The organism is Demequina pelophila (genome assembly GCF_000971175.1).
Taxonomy (GTDB): domain Bacteria; phylum Actinomycetota; class Actinomycetes; order Actinomycetales; family Demequinaceae; genus Demequina; species Demequina pelophila.
Genome location: NZ_BBLY01000001.1, coordinates 434,321 through 456,482, shown reverse-complemented (window position 1 = coordinate 456,482; position 22,162 = coordinate 434,321). Strand labels below are relative to the sequence as shown.

General features: G+C 70.9%; 18 protein-coding genes. 8 read left to right on the top strand and 10 right to left on the bottom strand.

What is annotated here, in order from left to right; all coding sequences use genetic code 11:
• Positions 1 to 189: 189 nt before the first annotated feature.
• Genes AOM03_RS02105 through AOM03_RS02095 form a run of 3 tightly spaced genes read left to right on the top strand, consistent with a single transcriptional unit; the run spans position 190 to position 4,511 of the window.
• Positions 190 to 1,542: a hypothetical protein gene (locus AOM03_RS02105; RefSeq protein ID WP_062377813.1), complete on the top strand. Its 1,353-nt coding sequence runs from the start codon at positions 190 to 192 to the stop codon at positions 1,540 to 1,542.
• A gap of 47 nt (positions 1,543 to 1,589) precedes the next feature.
• Positions 1,590 to 3,605, top strand: coding sequence for a DEAD/DEAH box helicase (locus tag AOM03_RS02100; protein ID WP_082092025.1), 2,016 nt, complete (start codon positions 1,590 to 1,592; stop codon positions 3,603 to 3,605).
• A gap of 9 nt (positions 3,606 to 3,614) precedes the next feature.
• Entirely contained in the window at positions 3,615 to 4,511 is an 897-nt protein-coding gene (locus AOM03_RS02095) for an EamA family transporter (RefSeq protein WP_062377811.1), read from the top strand.
• Positions 4,512 to 4,583: 72 nt separating this feature from the next.
• On the opposite strand, the gene AOM03_RS02090 is transcribed toward AOM03_RS02095, so the two are convergent.
• On the bottom strand, positions 4,584 to 5,798 hold the full coding sequence (locus AOM03_RS02090) for a cobalamin-independent methionine synthase II family protein (RefSeq protein ID WP_062377809.1): 1,215 nt from the start codon (positions 5,796 to 5,798) through the stop codon (positions 4,584 to 4,586).
• Between the two features lie 263 nt (positions 5,799 to 6,061).
• Between AOM03_RS02090 and AOM03_RS12345 the strand changes: the two genes are divergently transcribed.
• Entirely contained in the window at positions 6,062 to 7,072 is a 1,011-nt protein-coding gene (locus AOM03_RS12345; RefSeq protein WP_227589849.1) for a C40 family peptidase, read from the top strand.
• A 25-nt stretch (positions 7,073 to 7,097) separates the two neighbouring features.
• Here the strand turns inward: AOM03_RS12345 and AOM03_RS02080 are convergent, their stop codons facing one another.
• Positions 7,098 to 7,448, bottom strand: a complete 351-nt coding sequence (locus AOM03_RS02080; protein ID WP_062377804.1) for a DUF2200 domain-containing protein — start codon at positions 7,446 to 7,448, stop codon at positions 7,098 to 7,100.
• Between the two features lie 121 nt (positions 7,449 to 7,569).
• Positions 7,570 to 8,202: a hypothetical protein gene (locus AOM03_RS02075; RefSeq protein WP_062377802.1), complete on the bottom strand. Its 633-nt coding sequence runs from the start codon at positions 8,200 to 8,202 to the stop codon at positions 7,570 to 7,572.
• Between the two features lie 174 nt (positions 8,203 to 8,376).
• Here AOM03_RS02075 and AOM03_RS02070 point away from each other — a divergent pair, with 174 nt between their 5' ends.
• Both AOM03_RS02070 and AOM03_RS02065 read left to right on the top strand, forming a co-directional pair.
• The gene (locus tag AOM03_RS02070) at positions 8,377 to 9,147 is read left to right on the top strand and encodes an enoyl-CoA hydratase/isomerase family protein (RefSeq protein ID WP_062377800.1); all 771 of its coding nucleotides are present in this window, start codon (positions 8,377 to 8,379) and stop codon (positions 9,145 to 9,147) included.
• Between the two features lie 35 nt (positions 9,148 to 9,182).
• Positions 9,183 to 9,986: an SDR family oxidoreductase gene (locus AOM03_RS02065; protein WP_062377798.1), complete on the top strand. Its 804-nt coding sequence runs from the start codon at positions 9,183 to 9,185 to the stop codon at positions 9,984 to 9,986.
• On the opposite strand, the gene AOM03_RS02060 is transcribed toward AOM03_RS02065, so the two are convergent.
• Together AOM03_RS02060 and AOM03_RS02055 are read right to left on the bottom strand one after the other, a co-directional pair.
• Positions 9,962 to 10,855 (bottom strand): DUF6544 family protein, encoded by an 894-nt coding sequence (locus AOM03_RS02060; protein ID WP_062377796.1) that lies wholly within the window; start codon positions 10,853 to 10,855, stop codon positions 9,962 to 9,964. The genes AOM03_RS02065 and AOM03_RS02060 overlap by 25 nt on opposite strands.
• Complete coding sequence (locus tag AOM03_RS02055; RefSeq protein WP_062377794.1) at positions 10,852 to 11,526, bottom strand: DUF4386 domain-containing protein; 675 nt, start codon at positions 11,524 to 11,526, stop codon at positions 10,852 to 10,854. The genes AOM03_RS02060 and AOM03_RS02055 overlap by 4 nt, the downstream gene beginning before the upstream one ends.
• Before the next feature lie 190 nt (positions 11,527 to 11,716).
• Between AOM03_RS02055 and AOM03_RS02050 the strand changes: the two genes are divergently transcribed.
• Entirely contained in the window at positions 11,717 to 13,318 is a 1,602-nt protein-coding gene (locus tag AOM03_RS02050; protein ID WP_062377792.1) for an SDR family oxidoreductase, read from the top strand.
• Positions 13,319 to 13,427: 109 nt separating this feature from the next.
• Positions 13,428 to 14,705, top strand: a complete 1,278-nt coding sequence (locus tag AOM03_RS02045) for a glycoside hydrolase family 5 protein (protein WP_062377789.1) — start codon at positions 13,428 to 13,430, stop codon at positions 14,703 to 14,705.
• Between the two features lie 85 nt (positions 14,706 to 14,790).
• On the opposite strand, the gene AOM03_RS02040 is transcribed toward AOM03_RS02045, so the two are convergent.
• Genes AOM03_RS02040 through AOM03_RS02020 form a run of 5 tightly spaced genes read right to left on the bottom strand, consistent with a single transcriptional unit; the run spans position 14,791 to position 21,818 of the window.
• Entirely contained in the window at positions 14,791 to 16,197 is a 1,407-nt protein-coding gene (locus AOM03_RS02040; protein WP_062377787.1) for an NAD(P)/FAD-dependent oxidoreductase, read from the bottom strand.
• Positions 16,194 to 16,643: a GtrA family protein gene (locus AOM03_RS02035; protein ID WP_062377785.1), complete on the bottom strand. Its 450-nt coding sequence runs from the start codon at positions 16,641 to 16,643 to the stop codon at positions 16,194 to 16,196. The genes AOM03_RS02040 and AOM03_RS02035 overlap by 4 nt, the downstream gene beginning before the upstream one ends.
• 24 nt (positions 16,644 to 16,667) lie before the next feature.
• Entirely contained in the window at positions 16,668 to 19,262 is a 2,595-nt protein-coding gene (locus tag AOM03_RS02030) for a glycosyl hydrolase family 8 (RefSeq protein WP_062377783.1), read from the bottom strand.
• A complete protein-coding gene (locus AOM03_RS02025; protein ID WP_062377781.1) occupies positions 19,259 to 20,566 on the bottom strand; it encodes a glycosyltransferase in 1,308 nt (435 codons plus the stop codon). The genes AOM03_RS02030 and AOM03_RS02025 overlap by 4 nt, the downstream gene beginning before the upstream one ends.
• Positions 20,556 to 21,818, bottom strand: a complete 1,263-nt coding sequence (locus AOM03_RS02020; protein WP_162197254.1) for a glycosyltransferase — start codon at positions 21,816 to 21,818, stop codon at positions 20,556 to 20,558. Before AOM03_RS02020 ends, AOM03_RS02025 begins: the two co-directional genes overlap by 11 nt.
• Between the last annotated feature and the right edge of the window lie 344 nt (positions 21,819 to 22,162).

The following is a 22,162-nucleotide window of genomic DNA, read 5'->3' as shown; positions in this document are numbered from 1 at the left end:
GGTGGCGGCACGGGCGGCGTTCAACTCCATGTCGCAAGTCAACCTCGACCCTCTGACATTCCCGACAAACCGGACGCGGCCTTGTGGATTGCCGGCTGTGCGCCCGCCCCCGATAAGCCACGGCACCCTAGGCTCGACCCAGGGGTGACAGTCGCTCACACGCGGGCGGCCCACCCCCGAGGAGGCGCCATGACCGAGCCGAACACCGCGGACTTCGAGGCGCGGCTTGCCGCGCTCGAGGCCGAGAACCTACGGCTGCGCGCCGCCCTCGACGACCAGGCCACCCGACCCGCCCTGGGGGTGACCGCGACGCACCCGGCCGCCGCATCGTCCACCGGCAGCCATCGCGGGAGGGCGTTCCTCGCCATCGCGCTGATCGTCCTGGCGACCGTGATCGCACCGTTGGCGACGGTGGCCGCCTTCGCCGTCCGCGAGGCGAGCGACACCGAGGCGTTCGTGCGCACCCTCGCGCCCCTGGCGAGCGACCCGGCGGTGCAGGCGCTCGTCGTCGACGAGGCGACGCAGGCGATCGACGCGGCCCTCGACACGGACGCCCTGGTCGACGACCTGCTCACCTCCGTCTTCGACGAGGACACCTCACCGCGGCTGGCGAACGCCTCCGAGCTACTCGGGCCGTTGCTCGCCGACCAGGCCCGCGTCGCGATCCGCAGCGCGCTCACGGCGGTGGTCGAGTCGCGGGCCTTCGCGACCACCTGGGAGGAGGCGCTTCGCCTCACCCATCGTCAGATTGTCGCCGTCATGGAGGCCGATGCGGACGGCGCCCTGGCGATCGACGACGCCGGCACGGTGGCGATCCAGTTGGGTCCGGTCATCGAGCGACTCCGACCCGCGCTCGTGGACGCCGGCTTCACGCTCGCGGCCGCGATCCCCGAGGTGGACGCGAGCATCACGGTCGCCCAGGTGCCCTCCGTCGCGAAGGCGCGGCTGGGCTATTCGATCCTCACGACGGTGGGCACCGTGCTGCCGTGGGTGGCGCTGACCCTGCTGGTGCTCGGCGTGGCGCTGCACCCCCGCCGAGCCCGGGCGCTCGCCGTCGCAGGCACCCTGCTGCTGATCGTCGGCCTGACGCTGGGCGGTCTCATCGCGGTCGGCGGCTCCGTCATCGCGACGCTCCTCGCCACCGAGGTGCCCGCCGACGCGACCTCCGCCATCTACGGAACCCTCACCGGCGAGACGGCCGCGGTTATGCTCGCGTACGCGGCGCTCGGGGCGCTGTTCATCCTCGCCGGGGCGCTCTTCGGCGGCTCGAGCGCGGCCGCGGCGACGGTACGGCGCGCCGGCGCATCGGCGATCGCTCGGGGCACGGCCGCCCTGGACCGACGCGGCTGGCGGCCCGAGGGTGTCGCGATGGTGCTCCGGCGCCTCCCCTGGCTGCTGTGGTGCTGGCTCGCCCTGGTGCTCGTGGTACTGGCCGCCACGATGCCGCCGCTGACCGTGCTCGACGTCCTCATCGGCACCCTGGTGCTCGGCGCCGCGGGGACGGCGTATCTGGTGCTCCAGGGCCCCCGCGACGCCGCCTGAGCGCCCGGTTCCGACCCATCCGCGCAGATCGCGACTAACCTGGGCATATGAGTGACACCACGTCCACGGACACGACGGCCACCGGGGACGCGCCCGCCGGTCCCACCTTCGACAACCTGGGGCTCAGCGCACCCCTCCTCAAGGCGGTCAAGGCCGTCGGCTACGAGACGCCCTCCCCCATCCAGGCCCAGACCATCCCGCTGCTCCTCGCGGGGCAGGACGTGATCGGCCTCGCGCAGACCGGCACCGGCAAGACGGCGGCCTTCGCGCTGCCCGTCCTCGACGGCCTCGACCGCTCCGCCAAGAAGCCTCAGGCTCTGGTGCTCGCCCCCACCCGCGAGCTCGCGCTCCAGGTCTGCGAGGCCTTCGAGCAGTACGCCGGCCACTCCGACAAGATCCACATCCTTCCCGTCTACGGCGGCCAGGCGTACGGCGTGCAGCTGTCGGCGCTGCGCCGGGGCGTGCACATCGTCGTCGGCACGCCGGGCCGCATCATGGACCACCTGGACCGCGGCACGCTCGACCTGTCCGAGCTGAAGTACATGGTGCTCGACGAGGCCGACGAGATGCTCAAGATGGGCTTCGCCGAGGACGTCGACACCATCCTCGCCGCCACCCCGGACGACAAGCAGGTCGCACTGTTCTCCGCGACCATGCCCGCCTCGATCCGCCGCATCGCGACCAAGCACCTGCGCAACCCGCAGGAGGTGACGGTCAAGCAGAAGACGGCGACCGCCGCGAACATCACCCAGCGCTACGTGGTGGTGTCCTACCAGCAGAAGCTCGACGCGCTCGCGCGCATCCTCGAGGTGGAGAACTTCGAGGCGGCCATCGTCTTCACGCGCACCAAGAACGAGACGGAGACCGTCGCCGAGCGCCTCCGCGCCCGGGGCTTCGCGGCCGCCGCCATCAACGGCGACATCGTTCAGGCGCAGCGCGAGCGCACCGTCAACCAGCTCAAGGCCGGCAAGCTCGACCTCCTGGTCGCCACGGACGTCGCCGCGCGCGGCCTCGACGTCGACCGCATCACCCACGTGTTCAACTACGACCTCCCGGTGGACACCGAGTCCTACGTCCACCGCATCGGCCGCACCGGCCGCGCCGGCCGCACCGGCGACGCCATCGCCTTCGTCACGCCGCGCGAGCGCCGCCGCCTCGCCTCGATCGAGAAGGCGACCCGCCAGCCGCTCACGCCGATGCAGCTGCCCACCGTGGGCGACATCAACGCGAGCCGCCTCACCCGGTTCGACGACTCGATCACCGCGGCCCTGTCGCAGTCCGACCGCATCGATCGCTTCCGCGACATCATCAACCACTACGTCGCGCACCACGACGTGCCGGAGGCGGACGTCGCCGCCGCGCTCGCCGTGGTCGCCCAGGGCGACACCCGCCTGCTGCTCGACGAGCACGAGGAGCTCCCCCGCCAGTCCCTCGCCCCCGACAAGGGCGCCGGCCGGACCAGGGACGATGCAGGGGGCCGCGGTCCTCGCACGCCCCGTGACGGTCGGGTCACCTATCGCATCTCCGTGGGCCGTCGCCAGAAGGTGGAGCCCCGTCAGATCGTCGGCGCGATCGCGAACGAGGGCGGCCTGGACCGGGGCGACTTCGGCGCGATCACCATCAAGCCGGACTTCTCGCTGGTCGAGCTGCCGGGCGACCTCTCCCCCGCGACGCTCGAGAAGCTCTCCCGCACTCGCATCTCGGGTCAGCTCATCGAGCTGCAGGTGGATCGCGGGCCGGGCACCGTCAAGCGCCAGCGCCGCGACGGCGACGACCGCTACGGCGACGGCAACCGCGGGGGCGGCGACCGTTACGGCGACCGTTACGGCGACCGTTACGGCGACCGCAACCGAGACCGGGACCGTGAGGACCGCGGATACCGCTCGGATCGCTCGGACCGGGACGGTGGGGACCGCTACGGGCGGGACCGCGGCGATCGGCGCGACTCGAAGCCCGGCCGCGCATCGTCCGGGGGCAAGAGCTTCGGCAAGGGCGGGCGCACGGGCGGCTTCGACGACCGCAAGCCCGCTCGCAAGCCGCGCCTCAAGCGCCGCGACGGCTGACGCACGCGGGTGGCACGTCCGGGCGCCGGGCTGACGCGCGGCCTGGGCTCCGGCGGCGCCGTCTCCCTCGTGGTCGCCGGCGCGTTCACGCAGCAGTTCGGCGCCGCGCTGGCGGTGCTGCTGTTCCCGCGCGCGGGGCCGGGCGGGATCGTCTTCCTCCGCCTCGCGTTCTCCGCGATCCTGCTCCTGGCGGTCCTGCGCCCCCGCATCCGGGGTCTCCAGCGAGCGGACTGGCTCACGGTGGCCGGCTTCGCGGCCTGCCTGGCGGCCATGAACATCACCATCTACCAGGCCATCGCACGCATCCCGCTGGGGGCCGCCGTCACGATCGAGATGCTCGGACCCCTCGTGCTGGCGATCATCACCGGCAGGCGTCTGGTGTCGTGGATCGCCGCGGGGATCGCGCTGGCCGGCGTGGTGCTCATGAGCGGCGGCGGCTTCGAGTCGCTCGACCCGTGGGGCGTCGCGTTCGCGCTCGCGGCGGCCGCGTGCTGGGCGGGGTACATCCTCATGTCGGCCGCGACCGGCCGGCGCTTCCGGCGACACGATGGCCTCGCGATCGCCATGGCCCTGGGCGCCGTCGCCGCGCTGCCGCTCGGCATCGCGTCGGCCGGGACGGCGCTGCTCGACCCCGCGACGCTCGCGCTGGGCGCGGCGGTCGCCGTGCTGTCGTCGGCGATCCCCTATGTCCTCGAGATGGCGGCGCTGCGCCGGATCCGGCCTGCGACGTTCGCGATCCTCATGAGCCTCATGCCCGCGATCGCCTCGATCGCCGGCTTCGTGGCGCTGGGTCAGCGCCTGTCGTGGCAGGCGCTCGTGGGCATCGCGCTGGTCATCGGCGCCTCGGCCCTCGCGGTGCGCGCCGGGCGGGCGCCTCGCCCGGTGCCGGACGCCGCCCCCGCCTGACCCTTGCAGCAACCGCCCGAGCGGACGCGGCGCCGGCCCTGGGACCGGCGCCGCGCGCCTGCGGGGGAAGGCTCAGCCGTTGAGAAGCGCCGCCGCGCGGCGGGCGCCCTCACCGAGCGAGTCCAGCTTGGCCCACGCGATCTGCGGGTGGACGCGACCGCCCAGGCCGCAGTCGGTGGACGCGACCACGTTCTCCGGGCCCACGATCTCCGCGAAGCGGACGATGCGCTCGGCCACCAGGTCGGGGTGCTCGACCACGTTGGTCGCGTGGCTCACGACGCCGGGCAGGATGCGGGCGCCCGCGGGCAAATCCGCGTCGCGCCACACCTTCCACTCGTGCTCGTGGCGCACGTTGCCGGCCTCGAACGAGAACTCGCCCGCCTCGATCTCCAGGAGCAGGTCCAGGATGTGGCGCAGCTCGAGGTCCGTGGTGTGGGGGCCGTGCCACGATCCCCAGCAGATGTGCAGGCGCACCTGCTCCTTGGGCAGGCCCGCGATCGCGTGGTTGATCGCGTCGATGCGGGTGCGGAGGAAGGCGCGGTAGTCCGCGACGGAGGGCTCGGGGTTGATCTGGTCCCAGGACTCCGCGAGCGACGGGTCGTCGAGCTGCACGGTCAGGCCCGCGTCGACGATCGCCTTGTACTCCTCGCGCATCACGTCCGCCCAGGCCGCGATGTGCTCCTCCTCGGACGGGAAGAACGCGTTGCCGATGCGCGCGGCCGAGCCGGGCGCGAGCGAGGTCAGGAAGCCCTTCTCGAGGCCGGCGTCCGCGAGGGCGGACTTGAGGTTCGCGATGTCGTGGGCGATCAGGTCGTGACCGCGGTACGACAGCGGCCCGACCGCCTGCGGCCAGAACGGCGGCTCGCCCAGCAGCACGCCGGACGTCGGGTCGCCGTAGGCCGCCGCAAAGGCGACCCAGTCGCGACGGTCGTTCATGGAGGTGAGGCGCACGTTGCCGGGCTCGGAGCGCACCGGCTCCGGCATGGGCGCGCCCGGCTCGGGCAGCGCGAGGCCCGCGGTGCGCTGGAACGAGTACGACCACCAGGCGCCGAAGTCGTGGGACGCGGACATCGCCTTGCCCAGCTCGCCGTCGCCGACGATGGTGATGCCGGCCTCGACCTGGCGCTTGACGATGTCCTTGACGGCCTGCTCCGCGAGCTCGTCGTACTCGGGCGTGCGGACCAGCGTGAAGCCGTCCTCCGCCTTCGCGAGCGCCGCGTTCGCGGCGGCGAGCTCGGGGGTGCGCGGCAGCGATCCGGACGTGGTCGTCTGGATGGTCACGGTCATGTGGGCTCCTCGGGTCTGGGTGGGCGGTCGCCCGCCAACGTACGGGTGTCGCCCGTCCGCAATGCCCACTCGATGTGGATCCGAGGCCTCGTTTGATGCGTGACGGCACCGCCATTGTGTCCCGAGGCCGTCGCAAAGTCCAAGCGCCCGGCCGCCGATGTCCCCGGCCCCCGCATCGGCGCCTGTGAGCAACGACACGCCGCAAGATTTCGCGCTCCGTGACCATTTTGTTATCTTCGTTGAAGCCTTCTGAGGGAGAGAACTTGTCCAATCGTCGCCCGGTGCGCTTCGCGCCCGTCAATCGCGTCGCCGCCGTCGCGGTCGCGGGCTGCGCGATGACGCTCGGCTACGGTGCCGGCGCGATCATGTCGCCGGCCGACGCGAGTGCGGCCACCGAGTCGGTTCAGGCGAGCGCTCTCTTCGCGGACATCTCCCAGGTGGACGCGGTGCCGCTCTCGGTCGAGGCGCCCGAGGCGGCCGCGGCGGAGACGCAGGGCATGGCCGAGGACGACGCCGCAACCTCCGGAGACGGCGCGATCACGGAGATCACCGCCTCCACGGACCTCACCTGGCAGGCGGACGCGCCCGAGACTCCGGCCGTCACTCCCCTCCGCGACCAGCCCGAGCAGATCGAGAAGGCCAAGCGGCTCGCCGCCGAACCCGAGGTCGTCACCACGGCCGCCACGACGCTCTACGCCGCGCCCTCGTCCGAGTCGGAGGAGCTGCGCACGCTCGCCAAGGACGCGGAGCTGGGCACCGATGACGAGCGCCACGTCGAGGACGGGTTCGTGCGCGTCTACACGGAGGACGGCGTCACCGGCTTCGTCGCCAAGGGATCGCTCGAGGACTACGTCGAGCCCGCCGCGATTCTCGTGGGCAACACCACCACGGTCACCGGCAGCACCTCGACGGCCGCAACCGACTCCTCGACCGTTGCCGTCAGCACGGGCGGCGTGGTCGGCGCGGCCCAGTCGCGCATCGGCTCCACCTACCGCTACGCGGCCACGGGCCCCTGGGCGTTCGACTGCTCGGGCCTCGTGTCGTGGTCGTACGCGCAGATCGGCATCAGCCTGCCCCACTCCTCGGGCGCGATCCGCTCGGTCGGCACCGTCGTGTCCCGGGCGAACGCCCGGCCCGGCGACGTCATCTGGTCGCCCGGGCACGTGTCCATCTACGTGGGCGGCAACCAGCAGGTCGAGGCCGTGGGCTACGGCAGCGGCGTCCAGCAGACGCGCATCTGGCAGAGCGCGCCGGTCTTCCTCCGCTTCGGCTGAGTCCCGGCAGGCGCCGCCCCGCCGCTCAGCCGCGCAGGATCGACTCCATCCTCTTCCCCCGCGCGACCTCGTCGACCAGCTTGTCCATCTGACGCACGCGCTTCATGAGCGGGTCCTCGATCTCCTCGACGCGCACACCGCAGATCACGCCCGTGATGAGGTCCGCATGCGGGTTGTACGCGGGCGCCTCGGTGAGGAACGTCTCGACGTCCACCTCGCCATCGACCGCCCTTGCGAGGCCCTCCTCGTCGTAGCCGGTGAGCCAGGTCAGCACGCGATCGAGGTCCTCGCGGGCGCGCTCCTTTCGCTCGACCTTCTGGACGTACAGCGGGTAGATCTTCGCGAAGCTCATCGAGAAGATGCGGTGGCTGGACATGGCTGCTCCTTGGGCGGGCGACGGTCGGGCGATCTCCTCAGCGTAGGCGACGGCACGCGCGTCGCATCCCCCGCGCCTTCGTCCACGGCACCGACGGGATGCCAGGGCCACCCGGCGCGGCCTACAGCCCCTCGGGCTCGAGCGCCGTCCCGAGTCCCAGTCCCGCGAGCCAGGCGAGCCATGCATCGTCCCCCGCGGACAGGTCCTCGGAGGCTCCGACCGCGCGCGTGGCGATGAGCTGGTCCTCGCCCACGGTCACGACCACGCGGTCGATGCGGCCGTCGGGACAGTCGACCACGGCGCGCTCGGCCAGGTGCCCGCCCACGGCGACGGGCTCGACGACGGAGTCGCACGCGTCGCCCGGTCCTCGGCTCGCCGTGGCGTGCGCGCCACGGTGCAGCGTGACCGAGGCCTCCCCGAAGGAGTCGGCCACCTCGAAGTGGCGCTCGGACACCTGCTGCACGCTGGTCGACGCCGGGAAGTCGAGCGCGATCTCCGCCGCCTGCGCGGGAGGCATGAACACGCTGGTGAGGCCCGCCACCGTCAGCGCGGACGCCGCGAGCATCAGCGGGCGTCGCCAGGGGCCGCGTCGACGCCTGTCGCGTCGCGCGGTCGCCGCGGTAGGGGCGGATGTCGGGGTGGACTCGTGTCCGCCCCGTGCGATCCACCGCCCCTCGAGGGGGGCGATGATCTCGCTGAAGCGCGCGTCGATCTCGGCCTGGGTCCAGTCATTGTTCTCGGGCGGCGTTGCCATGCCGCCATCCTCAGCCGGACCCGCACGCGGGTCCGGGACCAAGGTCGGAGGGCCCCGTTCAGGTGTGGCGAACGACACTCGGGGCAATTCGGACGTCGCGCCCGCCGCCAGGACGGCACGCTGTGCCAGGATGGGCGCACGACGGCTCAACGACGAATCGCCTGGAGGTCCCCCATGCCCGGATCCATCCGACTCTCGCTCGACGACGGCATCGCCCGGCTCACGTTCGCGCGCCCCGACCGGCTCAACGCGTTCGACTTCGCCATGGGCAGCGAGTACCGGGACGCGTGTCTCGCCGCGGTCGCGGACCCGGGCACCCGGGCGATCCTCGTCTCCGCCGAGGGGCGCGCCTTCTGCGCCGGCGGCGACGTGCTCGCGATGGCGCAGTCGGGCGCGGACCAGGACGGCATCACCGCCGCGGCGCACCAGATCCACGCGGGCATCGCGGCGCTCGTCGAGGCCCCCATCCCCGTGGTCGCCGCCGCGCAGGGCGCGGTCGCGGGCGGCGGCATCGGCCTGCTGCTCGCGGCCGACTACGTGGTGGCGGGCGAGGACCTGCGCGTGGCCGGCCGGTACGCGGGCGTGGGCCTCTCCCCCGACCTGGGGGTGAGCACGCTGCTTACGCGCGCGGTCGGCGAGCGCCGCGCGCTCGAGTTGCTCCTGTCGGACCGGGAGCTGGACGCGGCCACCGCGCGCGACTGGGGCATGGTCGCGGAGGTGTCCGCGGCGCCCCTCGATCGGGCGCTGGAGATCGCGCGAGGCTGGGCGGACGGGCCCAGCGGGGCGCTCGGCCAGGCCGCGCGGCTCGTGCGCGCCTCCGCCACCCGCACCTTCAGGGAGAGCCTGGACGACGAGGCCCGCACCATCGGAGCCGCGTTCGTCGGCGCGGAGGCGTCGGAGCGCATCGCGGCCTTCGCCGCTGCCGCCGCCGGGGGCCGCCGGTGAGCGCCGGAGGCGGTCTCGCGGGCCGCACCCTCCTCATGTCCGGCGGCAGCCGCGGCATCGGGCTCGCGATCGCGGTGCGCGCCGCCCGCGACGGCGCGAACGTCGCGATGCTCGCCAAGACGGACGCGCCGCATCCCACCCTCGAGGGCACGCTTCACACGGCGGCCGATGCGGTGGTCGCCGCCGGGGGCCACGCCCACCCGATCGTGGGCGACGTCCGCAACGACGACGACATCGCCCGTGCCGTCGCGGAGACGGTCGAGCGGTTCGGCGGGATCGACGTGGTGGTCAACAACGCCAGCGTGATCGACCTGTCCCCTACGGCCGTCCTGTCCGAGAAGAAGTACGACCTCATGCAGGACGTCAACGTCCGCGGCACCTTCATGCTCTCGCGGGCCGCCCTGCCCCACCTGACGGCCTCGGACAACCCGCACATTCTGTCCCTGTCGCCGCCGCTCAACCCCACCGCGAAGTGGCTCGGGGCGCACACGGGCTACTCGGTGGCGAAGTTCGCGATGACCATGGTGACGCTGGGAATGGCCGCGGAGTTCGCCTCCCGAGGCGTGGCCGCGAACACGCTGTGGCCGCGCACCACGATCGCCACGGCCGCGATCGACAAGCTTCCCGGGGGCGACCGGCTCATGGCGCTCAGCCGGACTCCGCAGATCTACGCGGACGCCGCGTACGAGGTGATCACCGCATCGTCCCGCGAGCTGACCGGACGCTCGCTCGTGGTCGAGGACGTGCTCGCGGAGGCGGGCATCACGGACCTGTCGGGATACGCGGCGGTGCCGGGCACGCCGGACGAGGCGCTCTACCCCGACATCTTCCTCGACTGAGGAGCCCGCGTCGCGTACGAGAGGTCATCGATCCTCAACTCGAGGTAGGTCCACCAACGGCCGTCCTCCCGCCAGCGTGCGCCGCCGTGGACGCCGATGCTCGCACCGTCGCGTACGGCGTGCTCGTCGATCGGCGTGGACCAGTCGAGGCGGCGCGAACGTGGAGTGCCGGGATCCTGGACTCGGTCGTGGGAGACGAAGTCGACGAGCCTTCCGTCGCGGCTGATCGTGAGCTCCGCGCCCACGCGCCCAGCCTGGGCGTCGTACTCGACGCGCACGCGCTCCGCGTCGATCCCCTGCCACGTCACGGGTGCGTCGAGAAGCGCGCCCGGCGCGAACACGCACATGTCGTTGAGGAACGTGACCGCCTCGGCGCGGTCGGCCTCGGGGCCGCTCATCGTGATGACGGGAATGAGCGACAACACCTTCGCCCGCATGGTCGCCGTGCGGCCCTCCATCTGGTGCAGCACCTCGACCGGCAGCCCGCGCATGGTGGCCTGCATGAGGAACCTCCGGGTCGGGCGGGGCGCGAACGTGGACACCTGGCGCGCCCGGAAGGGCATCCATGCGGCGTCCGGCGCGCTGCGCAGCCGTCCGGTCACGTGCGCCCTCATGCCCGCCGGGATCGGCCTGCCCACCACGCCCGCGGAGCCCAGCAGGCGCGCGGCCGCCTCGGGAAGCCCGTCGAGGTCGGCCGTCGTCGCGATGCGCGAGGGTGCAGCGAACGGCCGGGCGTCGGCCCGGTCGAACCGCCAGCGCGCGGAGCCCGGCCCCCGCCTGGCCCATGCATAGGCTCCGCCCGCCAGCGCGCCCGCCGCCAGCGGCCAGAGGGGTCGCGGTGCTCCCGTCGTGGACTCGGCCGGGCTCACGTGCGCGCCACCCTCGCGGTCTCCCGAGTACCACGCACCAGCAACCAGAGCGCGAGGCCGAACTCCCCGGCGAAGCCGACGGCCGAGCTCGCGTACACGAGCCAGTCGGCACCGGGCGCCAGGAGGTGCTGCAACGGATAGAGCATCCAGGCACCGGACTCGACGATGAGCAGGTAGCCGAGCCAACGCGGCAGGAATCCGGAGGTGAGCACCAGGTACCCCAGGGGCAGCAGCCACGCCGCGTAGAAGAACTGGGCGACGACGAACCCCTCCGCATGAAGATCGACGAGCAGCAGGACCGTGGCTGGATCGGCACCCTCCTCGCCGCCCACCGCGCGCGCCGCCGCGAGGGCACCCGCCGCAGCGCCCTGGATCGCCACGCCGGCGGCGTTGAGCAGCACGAACAGCAACGCGACGCCGGACCGGACGTCGCGCAACAGCCTGTAGAGGGTCCACGCGGTGACGAGGAACAGCACCGCTGCGCCGGCGTCGAGGACCACGGCGAGACCCACGAGCCCCGGCCGGTCGTGGAACGCGCCGACCGTGGCGCCGTCGTCGTCCACCACCACGGCGCCGAGCACGGCGGTCGCCGCGATCGTCACCGCGATGTACCCGAGGTACGCCGCGCCGGCCCACCGCGCGCGGCGCGATCGCGCTCCGGACGTGTCCATGCCGCCTCCTCGACACCGACGGACGGCTTCCGCCCCTCCTCCTTCGGTATACACCCGCCCCCACGCCAGGGCGCGTCGAGCCGCGCCGCACCCGCCCGCCGCGGGTCGCGGTCCGGGAATACCTGGGCGCCGCAGACTGGTTCTCCTGGTGCGTGCGACGGTGCCGCGGACCTGGAGAACGGAGACCCCCGTGAACGACCCGGACCCCGACGCCCACCCCGATGCCGCCCTCGAACTTCCCCCGAACAGCCCCTTCGGCTCCGAGGAGGGCCTGCGCTCCGTCCCGAAGGCCGACGGGTCCGCACCCCTGGTCCTGGTGCTCGGCGCGACGGGGTACATCGGCGGACGACTGGTGCCGCGCCTCCTCGCCGGTGGCTATCGGGTCCGCGCGCTGACCAGGTCCCGCCGCCGGCTCGAGGCGCTCCCCTGGGCCGGCGAGGTGGAGATCGTCGAGGGCGACGCGTCCGATGCCGAGGCCATGGACCGCGCGATGGCCGGCGTCGACGTCGTCTACTTCCTGGTGCACTCGATGATCAGCGGCAAGGACTACGGACGGCTCGACCGCGCCATCGCCCTCACCACGGCGAAGGCCGCCGCCTCGCACGGGGTGGACCGCATCGTCTATCTGAGCGGCCTCCACCCCGACGGGGTCGAACTCTCCGCGCACCTCGCCTCGCGCCAGGAGGTGGGCGACATCCTGCTCGCCTCCGCCACGCCCACCATCGTGCTCCAGGCGGGCGTGGTCATCGGGTCCGGCTCCGCCTCCTTCGAGATGATCCGCCACCTCACCGAGGTGCTGCCCTACATGCCCGCGCCCAGGTGGGTGCGCAACACCATTCAGCCGATCGCGGTGCGCGACGTGCTCTACTACCTTCTCGCCGCCGCACGTGTGGAAGGGCGGGTCAACGACACCTTCGACATCGGCGGCCCCGACGTGATGCGCTACTCGGAGATGATGAACGGGTACGCCGCCGTCGCCGGGCTGCCCCAACGGGCGATCACCGCGCTGCCCGTGCTCACCCCCGGCCTCGCCTCGCACTGGGTGGGTCTGGTCACCCCCGTGCCGCGCCAGATCGCCCGCCCCCTGGTCGAGTCGCTCCTGCACTCGTGCGTGATGCGCGACCACACGATCGACGCCCTCGTCCCGCCGCCGCCCGAGGGGCTCATGAGCTACCGGGACTCGGTGGCGTACGCGCTCGGGCGCATCGAGGTCGACCAGGTGGAGACCAGCTGGGTCGACTCGCGGGTCAGCGGCGCCCCCAGCGACCCGCTGCCCTCCGATCCCGAATGGGCGGGACGCACCGTCTTCAAGGACGAGCGGCACAAGACCACCACGGCCGATGCGCGGGCCGTGTGGGACGTCATCACCCAGGTGGGTGGGGCGACGGGCTGGTATTCGGCCTCGGTGCTGTGGGCGACTCGCGGACTGATCGATCGTGTCACCGGGGGCGTGGGGGCCCAGCGGGGACGGCGCACGCACGCGCGCGTCACCGAGGGCGACGCGATCGACGTCTGGCGCGTCGAGCGGGTCGAGGAGGGACGCCTGCTGCGGCTCCGGGCGGAGATGAGGGTGCCCGGCAAGGCCTGGCTCGAGCTGGGCGTCACCCCCTCCGCCCAGGGCGCCGACTACTGGCAGCGCGCGGTGTTCTTCCCGCGCGGGCTCACCGGCCGCCTGTACTGGCTCACCATGCTGCCCTTCCACGCGCTCGTCTTCTCCGGCATGGTCAATCGCATCGTCGCCGAGGCGGAGGAGGCGGCCCCCGAGCCCGCCATCGAGGAAGGAGCCACGTAGGACGCTGTTACGTCAACAGTCCTTGCCCGTTAGGCTGGCACCACGACCAGCACAGTCGATCGTCACGGTCCGGCACGCCGGATCGCCCGAGGGGTGTCCGTTCTTGAGCATGTCGCGCGAGTCCGACTCGAGCCAGCCGCGCGGCCGCGCGGTCTGGCCCATCGCCCTGGGGATCGGCGTGATCGCCATCGGGGCGGGGGCGCTCGCACTGTCGGGCACGTTCTCCGGCACGCCGACCGCGAACGGCTCCACCTCGGCGACGCCGTCCCCCTCCACGACCCCGGCGACCGAGCCGCCGGAATCGCCCACTCCGGCGGCCTCGGCCGACGACGACGTGCTCGCCGGTCTGGAGTTCGACGCCCTGCAGGAGGTGCACCTCGACGAGCTGCGCGACTTCATCGCGTGGCTCGACGAGCACGACGCCGAGGGCTTCGTGGGCGAGGTGGGATGGGACAACGCTGGGGACGCCGAGTGGACCACCCTGGGCGAATACTGGTACCTGCTCGCCGAGCAGGAGGGGCTGTGGACCACCGGGTGGGCGGCCGGCACGGCGTGGCCGCTGGACTACCGGTTGCTCATCTATGGAGAGGCGGGCAGCGGATCGCTCGACACCGGCAGCCCGCAGGGCGACATCATCGAGCGCCTCGAGGCCGAGCGCACCGGCGACTCACCCGCACGCCACGGCGTCAACGTGGCGGGCCTCGACTTCGGCACCAACGAGGACTTCTCCAACGTCAACCTGGGCGAACTGGGCGGCAAGTTCCAGGCCGAGCCCCTCGAGTCCTACGCGTGGCTCGCCGACCGCGGCATCGACCTGGTCCGCCTGCCCGTGAGGTGGGAGCGTCTCCAGCCCGAGCTGGACGGCCCCCTCGACGCCGACCACGTCGCCCTCGTCACGGCGCAGCTCGACGCCGCCGCGGCGGCCGGGATCGACGTGATCCTGGACCTGCACAACTACGGCTCGTACGTCACCCAATGGGGGGCCTCGCTCGTGGGCTCGGAGTGGCTCACGACGCAGCAGTTCACGGACTTCTGGCTGGACCTCGCCGACACCTGGGGCGAGCACCCCGCCATCGCGGGCTGGGGACTCATGAACGAGCCCAACAACCTGGGAGCCGAGGACGCCGGCTCGCCCGCGCTGCTGTGGGAGCGCGTGAGCCAGGAGGCCGTGACGGCGCTGCGCGAGGCGGGCGACGAGCACCTCATCCTGGTCGCCGGCTACGACTGGTCGAGCCTCGCCAAGTGGCGCTCGAACCACCCGACCGGGTGGATCTCCGACCCGGCGGACAACTTCCGCTACGAGGCCCACCACTACTGGGACTCGTTCGGCGCCGGCTCGTACGACCTCTCCTACGCCGAGGAACTGGCGGCCCTCACCGGAGGCTAGGCGGTGCATCGTCCCCGGGGACGATGCACCGCCCGCCCTGGGGAGCACACGGCGGGCTGGCCGCGTGGTCCCCAGGAGGCGCCGCTCAGGAGGCCGCCGAGCCCAGGTCCGCCGGGATGGTCGGCGCCTCGTCGCGGGCGACGCGCGTGGGCTCCTGGGCCAGCGACTCCTCGATGAGCTCCGCGACCTTGAGACCGTCGCGCACGGCGTAGTTGGTGCCGCGGTCCTCGGGGAACACCTGAGCGAAGTTGGCGAGGAAGTAGCCGGGCAGCGGCGTCTTCATCTCCGGGATACGCGACTGGAACGTCACGTCGACGATGTGCTGCGCGTTGCGGAAGCGGAACACGTGCGACTCCGTCACCATGTCGCGCGTGAACTCCGGCAGGAGCTTCTCGAGCCCGGCGTACCAGCGCTCGCGCAGCGCGTCCTCGTCCATGGTCATCAGCTCGTCGTCGTTCTGGACGTAGTCGCCGATGTAATAGATGTACCGCCCACCCGTGTTCTCCACCCCGATGAGCGAGTCGAGGCTCAGGAACACGAGGAACGGCGCGTCGAGGTCGTGGATCTGATGCCAGTACACGTCCGTGATGGGCCGGTCGGTGGTGATGACCATGAGTGCCGCGCCCAGGTAGTCGATGTCCGTGAGGAGCTTCGAGTACTCGGGCGTCATGGCGGGGTGGTCCTTGGCCGCGCGCGCGAGCGCCGTGCTCGGGATCGCGCCGAGCACCGCGTCGAACCGGCGCTCCTCCCCATCGATGACCAGCGCGGGCTTGCCCTCGACCTCCGTGAAGGCCTGGATGGGCGTGCTCGGGCGCAGCACTGCGCCCCGCGCGGTGAGCTCCTCGAGCCAGCGGTCGACCATGATGCGGAAGCCGCCCTCGAAGTAGCCGAGCCGCTCGGTCTGCTCCCCCTTGATCTTCGAGGTCTGGCGCACGTGGATGCGGGTCCACAGCCACGCCATGGTCACCTTGTCCCAGTAGACGTCGAACTTGCCCATGAGCAGCGGCTTCCACACGATGTCGGTCGCCTTCTTGCCGTTCACCTTGCACAGCCACTCGTAGGCGGTGACGGTGGTGAGCGGCTGCCAGTTCTTGAGCGACAGCGTGCGCAGGCCGGTGAGGCCGGTGCGGATGCGGTCGATGAGGGACAGCGGCTTGAAGCGAAGCAGCTCGAGCGGAGTCGTGAAGCCGTACCGCTCACCCTCGTGGAACGCCTTGATCGAACTCGGATGGAAGCTGAGCCTGTCGCGGATGCCCAGCTCCTCGGCCATGCCGATCATCCACTTGTCGGTGGTGTAGAGGAAGTGATAAGCCCGCTCCAGCGGGAACCCGTCCTCGAGTTCGAAGCCGGCGACCAGGCCGCCGAACGTCGGGGCGGCCTCGTAGACCTCCACATGGTGACCCGCCTTGGCGAGTTCGTAGGCGGCGGTGAGGCCGGTGAAGCCTCCTCCGACCACCGCGATGCGGGCGGCAGTGCTCGTGGGCTCGATCATGACGGGGTCCTCTCAGCAGACGGGGCGAACGTGGTCTTCTTATTGAGCGTGAACTGCAGGATCAGCACCACCGGCAGGGTGATGCCCTTCGCGACCAAGGCATGCACGTGCAGCCCGTCGACGAGGATCGCCAGCATCAGCGTGCTCACGAGGTAGCCGATCCCGGTCACGAGCGCGAAGGACAGGAAGCGCGCGACGATGCGGTCGGTCACCTTGAAGTTGAGGATGCTGTTCGACGTGAAGCTGAAGATCATGGAGACGAACGTGGAGATGGTGTTCGCGAAGACCGGATGCATCCCCGCGGGCACCGCGAGCAGCGCGTACACGCCCACGTCCAGGACGACGGCTCCGCCGCCGATGACGGCGTAGATCAGGAAGTTCCGGTGCCGCGCCGCGAGCGCGCGCAGCCGTCCCGGGGCGATCGAAGCGGGTGCAGTGGCGTCCATGCGGGCCTCCTCGGCGGTGGTGGGTCAGTCGATCGGAACGGTGAGCGTGTCGGGCAGGTCCTCCTGGAGCCGATGCCATTGGTAGGTCCAGGAGAAGTCGTAGAGGCTGTCGTCCCAGGTGCCGGTGTCCGGATCGATCCGGACGGCGACGTAGGTGCGGTACAGGTCCTGAGCCGTGTCGCCGACGTCGCGTACCAGCGCGAGCATCGCGAGCGTGGTGCCCTGCGGCAGGTCCGGCGTGTCGCCGGCCTCCTCGATGAGTTGAGGGGTCAGGGCGTCGAGCAGCGCGGCCGCGCGCTCCTCCCCGTTGAGCTCCTCACGGATCAGCGTGGGGATGAGGCGCAGGGTGCTCTCCCCAAAGTCGTCGGCGCCCGCTCCGAACAGGTCCTCGGCGAGCTCCAACTCCCCGTCCTGGGTGAAGATGACCCAGTTGGGAATGGTCCCCCGCTCCTCGAGCACACGCTCCAGGAACGTGTAGCCGTCGTCGATGAGCCGCTGCCAGTCGTAGCCGGGGAACCACTGCGCCAGCTCGCGGTAGAGCACGGGGTTGAAGTGCGCGGTGTTGACCTGCTCGTCGATGATCGAGCCGTCCGCGGACGAGTCGACCACCTGCAGGCCGTCGATCTCGAACGTGCAGCGGTCCCACCAGCTCGCGAGCATGTCCGCGGCCTCGCGGCTGAGGCCCGGATCGCCCCACCGGTCGCCGGCCCTGGCGAGGAGCGCGATGAACTGCTGGTCCACGCCGCACACGGTGTCCGTCGAGCCCAGCTCGCCCTCGTCGACGTCCGAGGACTCCCAGAGCCAGGACGTGAGACCGTCGTTCTGCCGGTGACGCATCTTGTCGCTCGTCCACTGCCACACGCCCCGGAACGTCGCCTCGTCGCCCTCGAACAGCGCCTGCTCCATGGCGAGCGCCTGGTACTCGGAGGTGGTGACGCCCGGAACCTCCTCCAGCACCTGGCCGTAGGACACGATCCAGTCGTCTTGGAAGCGCTCCCACGCATCCTGGAGCACGATCTCGTTGCGCGACTTGGTCACCCAGATCTGCGCCCAGTCGCCATTGGTGGAGATGTAGTTGGGCAGATCGATGAAGCTGGTGCTGCCCTCGGTGTAGCTCGCCAGCAGGTCGGAGTGCTCCAGCGCCTCCGCGACGGTCGGGAGCACGCCCTGCGCGATCTGGTCGACCACGGCATGGGTCAGCAGGATGTAGTCGATGTCCCGGTAATCGTCGTTGAAGGTCGCGCGCAGGGTCGGGTCGTACTCGGCGTTGAGGAAGTACATGGCGCCGGTGAAGGTGTTCTCCTGCGCAAGCTCCGGATACGCGTAGTTGTCCACCACGATGATGGCGTCCGGATCGGCCGACGCCTCGAGCCACTCCACGGCGGAGGCCTGGTTGTCCGTCTCGTCCTCCACGAGGTGGGTGGTCTCGACGGAGGTGACGTAGGCGGCCGACACGCCCAGCACGACCACCGACGCGGTCACCGGCCGCCCCCAGCCCCGCGGCAGCCACTGCACCACCCGTGCGGCGACCATGCCGACGGCGATGGCCAGGAACGGCATCAGCGGAACGATGTACAGGGGGATGACGATCCCTCCGCGCGCGAGGAACAGCGCGTAGGCACCGATCAACGCGAGGAGCGCCACCGCTCCCGCGGTCCGGTAGCGCCGCCACGCGAGCATGAGCACCAGCAGCACTGCGGCGGCGACGCCCGCCGCCGTGGTCACCGAGTCCCGGGCGAACCAGTCGACCCACGCCCGCCAGAAGAAGGACGCCGGGTCCCACGGCCATGACGACGTCCCGCGCCCCAACTGGACTCGGAACGTGTCGATGAGGCTCACCGATGTCGGGTCGCCGTTCTCGTCGACCGGCGCGGGGAGCAGTTCCTTCTTGAGGAACGCGAAGTGGAAGAAGAGCAGCACCGTGCCGCCCGCGGCCGCGAACCAGTTCAGGATGGCGTGCTTGCGCTGGGCGCCGCTCGTTCCCGCCCACAGCAGCACCAGGAAGCCCACCCCGAAGAACGCCGCGTTGAGCTTGGTGAGCACGGCGATTCCGAAGGCGAAGCCGCTGCCGATCGAGGCCTTCACCGTCAGGGGTTTGCGCAGGAGCAGCAGGATCCCGATCAGCACCCACATGGCCATGAGGTTGTCCAGGAGAATGCGCCTCTGGAAGTAGATGCCGAGCGGGGACAGTGCGAAAACGAGGGCGGCGATGGTGCCGGCCGTGATCGCACCTCCGGAGAGCCGCTTGCCGATCACGTACACGAGCAGCGTGTTGACCACATGCACCACGAGCATGAACACGCGACCGGCCTCGAGGATCCCGCCGAACAGTGCGCCGTCACCCGTGAGGCCGAGCCAGCCGCCCAAGAGAATCCACCCGAACGGCGCGTGATCGTAGCGATAGGTGACGACGTCGAGCTGGGCCTCGTTGATGAGCGCCCAGCCGCGCGCCATGTAAGTGGCCTCGTCGTTGTCGTAGTAGGGGTAGCCGAGCATGTTGCACGCGTGGACCACCGCGCTGAGGACCAGCAGCGCCACGATGAGCACGGCCTCGGGCGACCTCGACCGCGTGGGCACGGCGTGGCTGCGGGAGCGCGGGCGCGTGCCCAGCATCGTCATGCGGCCTCCGACGCCATCGCCGGAACGAGCGCGGGCGACGCCGGCTGGGGTGCGCCTCGGTGGGCGCCGGAGTGCGCGGTCTTCTCCCAGCCTCGCTGGCCCAGCAGTTCGCGATAGGCCGCGCGGACCGCGCTGATCATCAGGATCCCCTGGTACGGCACGAACGTGACGACCAGGTAGAGGTACTGCCACCACCGGACGTGGAGTCCCTGGTCCTTGCCGAACTCGTACAGCCCCAGAATGCTCGTGCACAGCATGAGGACGGCCATCAGGAGCGGCACTGCCGTGAGCAGGCTCACGAGCACGGGAAGCTTCACGGTGATGCCCACGATGATGAACAGCGGAGCGCTGGCGATGACGAGAGCCATGAACGTGGGCGCCGTGAGCACCGAGCCGATGAGCAGCCGCTTGCGCAGGGTGGGCAGGCGCAGCCAGTCCCCCTTGCGGATCATCTGCAGGAAGCCCTGGTTCCATCGGGTCCGCTGCTTGATGAATGCCTTGGTGGAGTGGGGAACCTCCTCCTTGGTGACGTGGTCGGAGTCGTACATCACGCCGAACCGCTTGCCGGCGATGCTGAGGCGCACCCCCAGATCACCGTCCTCGGTGAGCGTGCTCTCGTCCCAGCCGCCCACCTCCTGAAGGTCCGTGGCGCGGAAGAACACCGTGTTGCCCCCGAGGGGCACGGCTCCCGACTTCGCGAAGTAGTGCATGCGGGACTTGAACCAGAAGAAGTACTCGAGCACGTTGTGGGCACTGAACCAGTGGCTGTCGTAGTCCATCAGCTGGACGCCACCCTGCAGCACGTCGATGCGCTTGCGCTGGTAGAGGGTGTCGACGATCGAGAACAGCTCGGGACTCACGTCGTCCTCGGAGTCGAAGATGGTCAGCAGCTCGTGCTTCGCGGCCTCGAGGCCCAGGTTCATCGCTTTGGCCTTGCCCGGCGATCCGCCGAACACGAGCACCGTGACGTTCTCGAGCCCGTACTCGCGCTTGGCGTGCTCGGCCGCGGCGATGGTCTCGGTGTCGTCCTCCGAGCAGATCACCATGAGCTCGAGAAGCTCCTTCGGGTATTTCGCCTCCCCGAGTTTGCGAACCGTCTCCCCGATGACCTCCTGCTCGTGCCGGGCCGGCAGCAGCACGGTGAACCCGTGCTTGGGCTTCGCGTAGGTGTCGGGCGCGCCGGCGGCGCGGATCCGTTCGGGCGAGTCCCAGATGTACAGGGTCTGGATCAGGCTCGTGCCCGCCTGGACGAGCAGGATCGCCGCGACCAGCAGGACGATGACCGTGATGATGTCAAGTGGCACGTCGGAACTCCTTGGCTCCTCCGAAGCCGGCCGCGGACACCGCCCCGATTCGGCGACGCCAGTCCCAGATGTAGTGGCTGCTCACCCAGTAGTTCACGCCCACCGCCGTGACGATGCCCAGCGCCTGCGCGAGCAGGTAGAAGACCCCCAGGTTCGAGAACACGACGAAGGCGAGGAAGATCACGGTCTGAGTGAGGGCGCTCGCGCCCTCGAACTTCACCAGGTTGACCGCGACCTGACGCGGCCCGAGCGCACCTCCCTCGCGGCGGTAGCGCCGGAAGGTGAAGCCCGTGTGCCACATGAAGTTCCACAGGATCGAGATCTGGATGGCGGCGGCCGAGAGCACCCAGACGCTGTCGCCCACCGGGTCCTCGGGAAGGAAGATCTGCCGCAGTGTCCACAGCGCGGCGAGGTTCACGACGGTGCCCGAGGCGCCCACGAGGAGGAACCGGACCAACTGCTTGAACGGCGAGTCGTCGTTCAACTGCAACGCGATGCGAATGAACTCGAGCACGTCCTTGACGCTGGCCTTCGAGACACCGTTCGCCCGCGTGTGGAAGCTGATGGGCACCTCCTTCACCACCCAACCGCCGCTGGTGAAGGCGTTGGCGAGGAAGATCTGAAAGCCGTAGCCGCGCGCGACCACGCGTCCGAAGTCGATCGACGCGAGCACCTCGCGACGCATCGCCCGGAAGTTCGTGGTGAGCTCGCGCAGCCCCGGGTCGATTCCGCCCACGCCGCGGGCCACCTGGCTGGCGACGCGCGTGCGCACGATCTGGCTGAGCGGCCAGTCGCCAGGAATGAGCCCGCCGGGCGTGTAGCGCGAGCCCACCGCGACGTCCGCCCCGCCCTCGATGGCCTCGAGCAGCGGCAGCACGTCCTCCGGCGCGTGGGAGAAGTCCGCGTCCATGGTCATCACGACCTCGTAGCCGAGCTCGAGCGACGACTTGAACGCGAGCTCGAGCGCCTTGCCCAGCCCCTGCTTGGTGCCGCGTGAGAGGTGCAGCCTCCCCGCGTAGGCGCCGGCCGCGAGCCCCTCGACGATCTCGCCGGTTCCGTCGGGCGACCGGTCGTCCCGCACCAGGACGTGCAGGTCCCAACCCGTGCGCTCGCGCGTCGGCAGGGAGAACAACTCGTCGAGCAGTGCGGAGATGTTCCCGGCCTCGTTGTAGGTCGGGACGATCATGAGTGCGGTGCGCGCCGGAGCCGTCCACTTCGCATGATCCTCGTCGGGTTGAATAGCTGAAGCCATGGCCGGTGTCCTCCTGGTTTGGGCCGTGCCTATGTCGCGCATGTACCGGCCATGACACGGAACCCGAGGAGGAGGGAATCTGCTGCGCAGGCGGAAGTCTCCGGACGCGCTCGCCACAAGAGCGAACTAGCGGATCCAACCCCCCAGGGCACCGCGCCAACGCTGGCACTAGTCACGGTAGTAGTGGACATTCCGCATGTACAGCACAAAAACGAAAAACACTAAAAAAGCTATAAATCCGGCACAGCCTTCCCGCCCGTGCACTCGGCGGGCGCGGGCACCCCCACCGTGCGTAGATTGAGGCGTGGGGGGTGGGCGCCTGCCGGGCGCCCGGCAGGGGCGAC

What these genes read in the sequence shown, in the direction of transcription:
- AOM03_RS02020 (WP_162197254.1), bottom strand. Translation starts at nt 21,818, where the DNA reads ATGGCTTCAGCTATTCAACCCGACGAGGATCATGCGAAGTGGACGGCT.
- AOM03_RS02035 (WP_062377785.1), bottom strand. Translation starts at nt 16,643, where the DNA reads ATGGACGCCACTGCACCCGCTTCGATCGCCCCGGGACGGCTGCGCGCG.
- AOM03_RS02105 (WP_062377813.1), top strand. Translation starts at nt 190, where the DNA reads ATGACCGAGCCGAACACCGCGGACTTCGAGGCGCGGCTTGCCGCGCTC.
- AOM03_RS02065 (WP_062377798.1), top strand. Translation starts at nt 9,183, where the DNA reads ATGTCCGGCGGCAGCCGCGGCATCGGGCTCGCGATCGCGGTGCGCGCC.
- AOM03_RS02055 (WP_062377794.1), bottom strand. Translation starts at nt 11,526, where the DNA reads ATGGACACGTCCGGAGCGCGATCGCGCCGCGCGCGGTGGGCCGGCGCG.
- AOM03_RS02040 (WP_062377787.1), bottom strand. Translation starts at nt 16,197, where the DNA reads ATGATCGAGCCCACGAGCACTGCCGCCCGCATCGCGGTGGTCGGAGGA.
- AOM03_RS02090 (WP_062377809.1), bottom strand. Translation starts at nt 5,798, where the DNA reads ATGACCGTGACCATCCAGACGACCACGTCCGGATCGCTGCCGCGCACC.
- AOM03_RS02030 (WP_062377783.1), bottom strand. Translation starts at nt 19,262, where the DNA reads ATGACGATGCTGGGCACGCGCCCGCGCTCCCGCAGCCACGCCGTGCCC.
- AOM03_RS02100 (WP_082092025.1), top strand. Translation starts at nt 1,590, where the DNA reads ATGAGTGACACCACGTCCACGGACACGACGGCCACCGGGGACGCGCCC.
- AOM03_RS02045 (WP_062377789.1), top strand. Translation starts at nt 13,428, where the DNA reads ATGTCGCGCGAGTCCGACTCGAGCCAGCCGCGCGGCCGCGCGGTCTGG.
- AOM03_RS02075 (WP_062377802.1), bottom strand. Translation starts at nt 8,202, where the DNA reads ATGGCAACGCCGCCCGAGAACAATGACTGGACCCAGGCCGAGATCGAC.
- AOM03_RS02080 (WP_062377804.1), bottom strand. Translation starts at nt 7,448, where the DNA reads ATGTCCAGCCACCGCATCTTCTCGATGAGCTTCGCGAAGATCTACCCG.
- AOM03_RS02070 (WP_062377800.1), top strand. Translation starts at nt 8,377, where the DNA reads ATGCCCGGATCCATCCGACTCTCGCTCGACGACGGCATCGCCCGGCTC.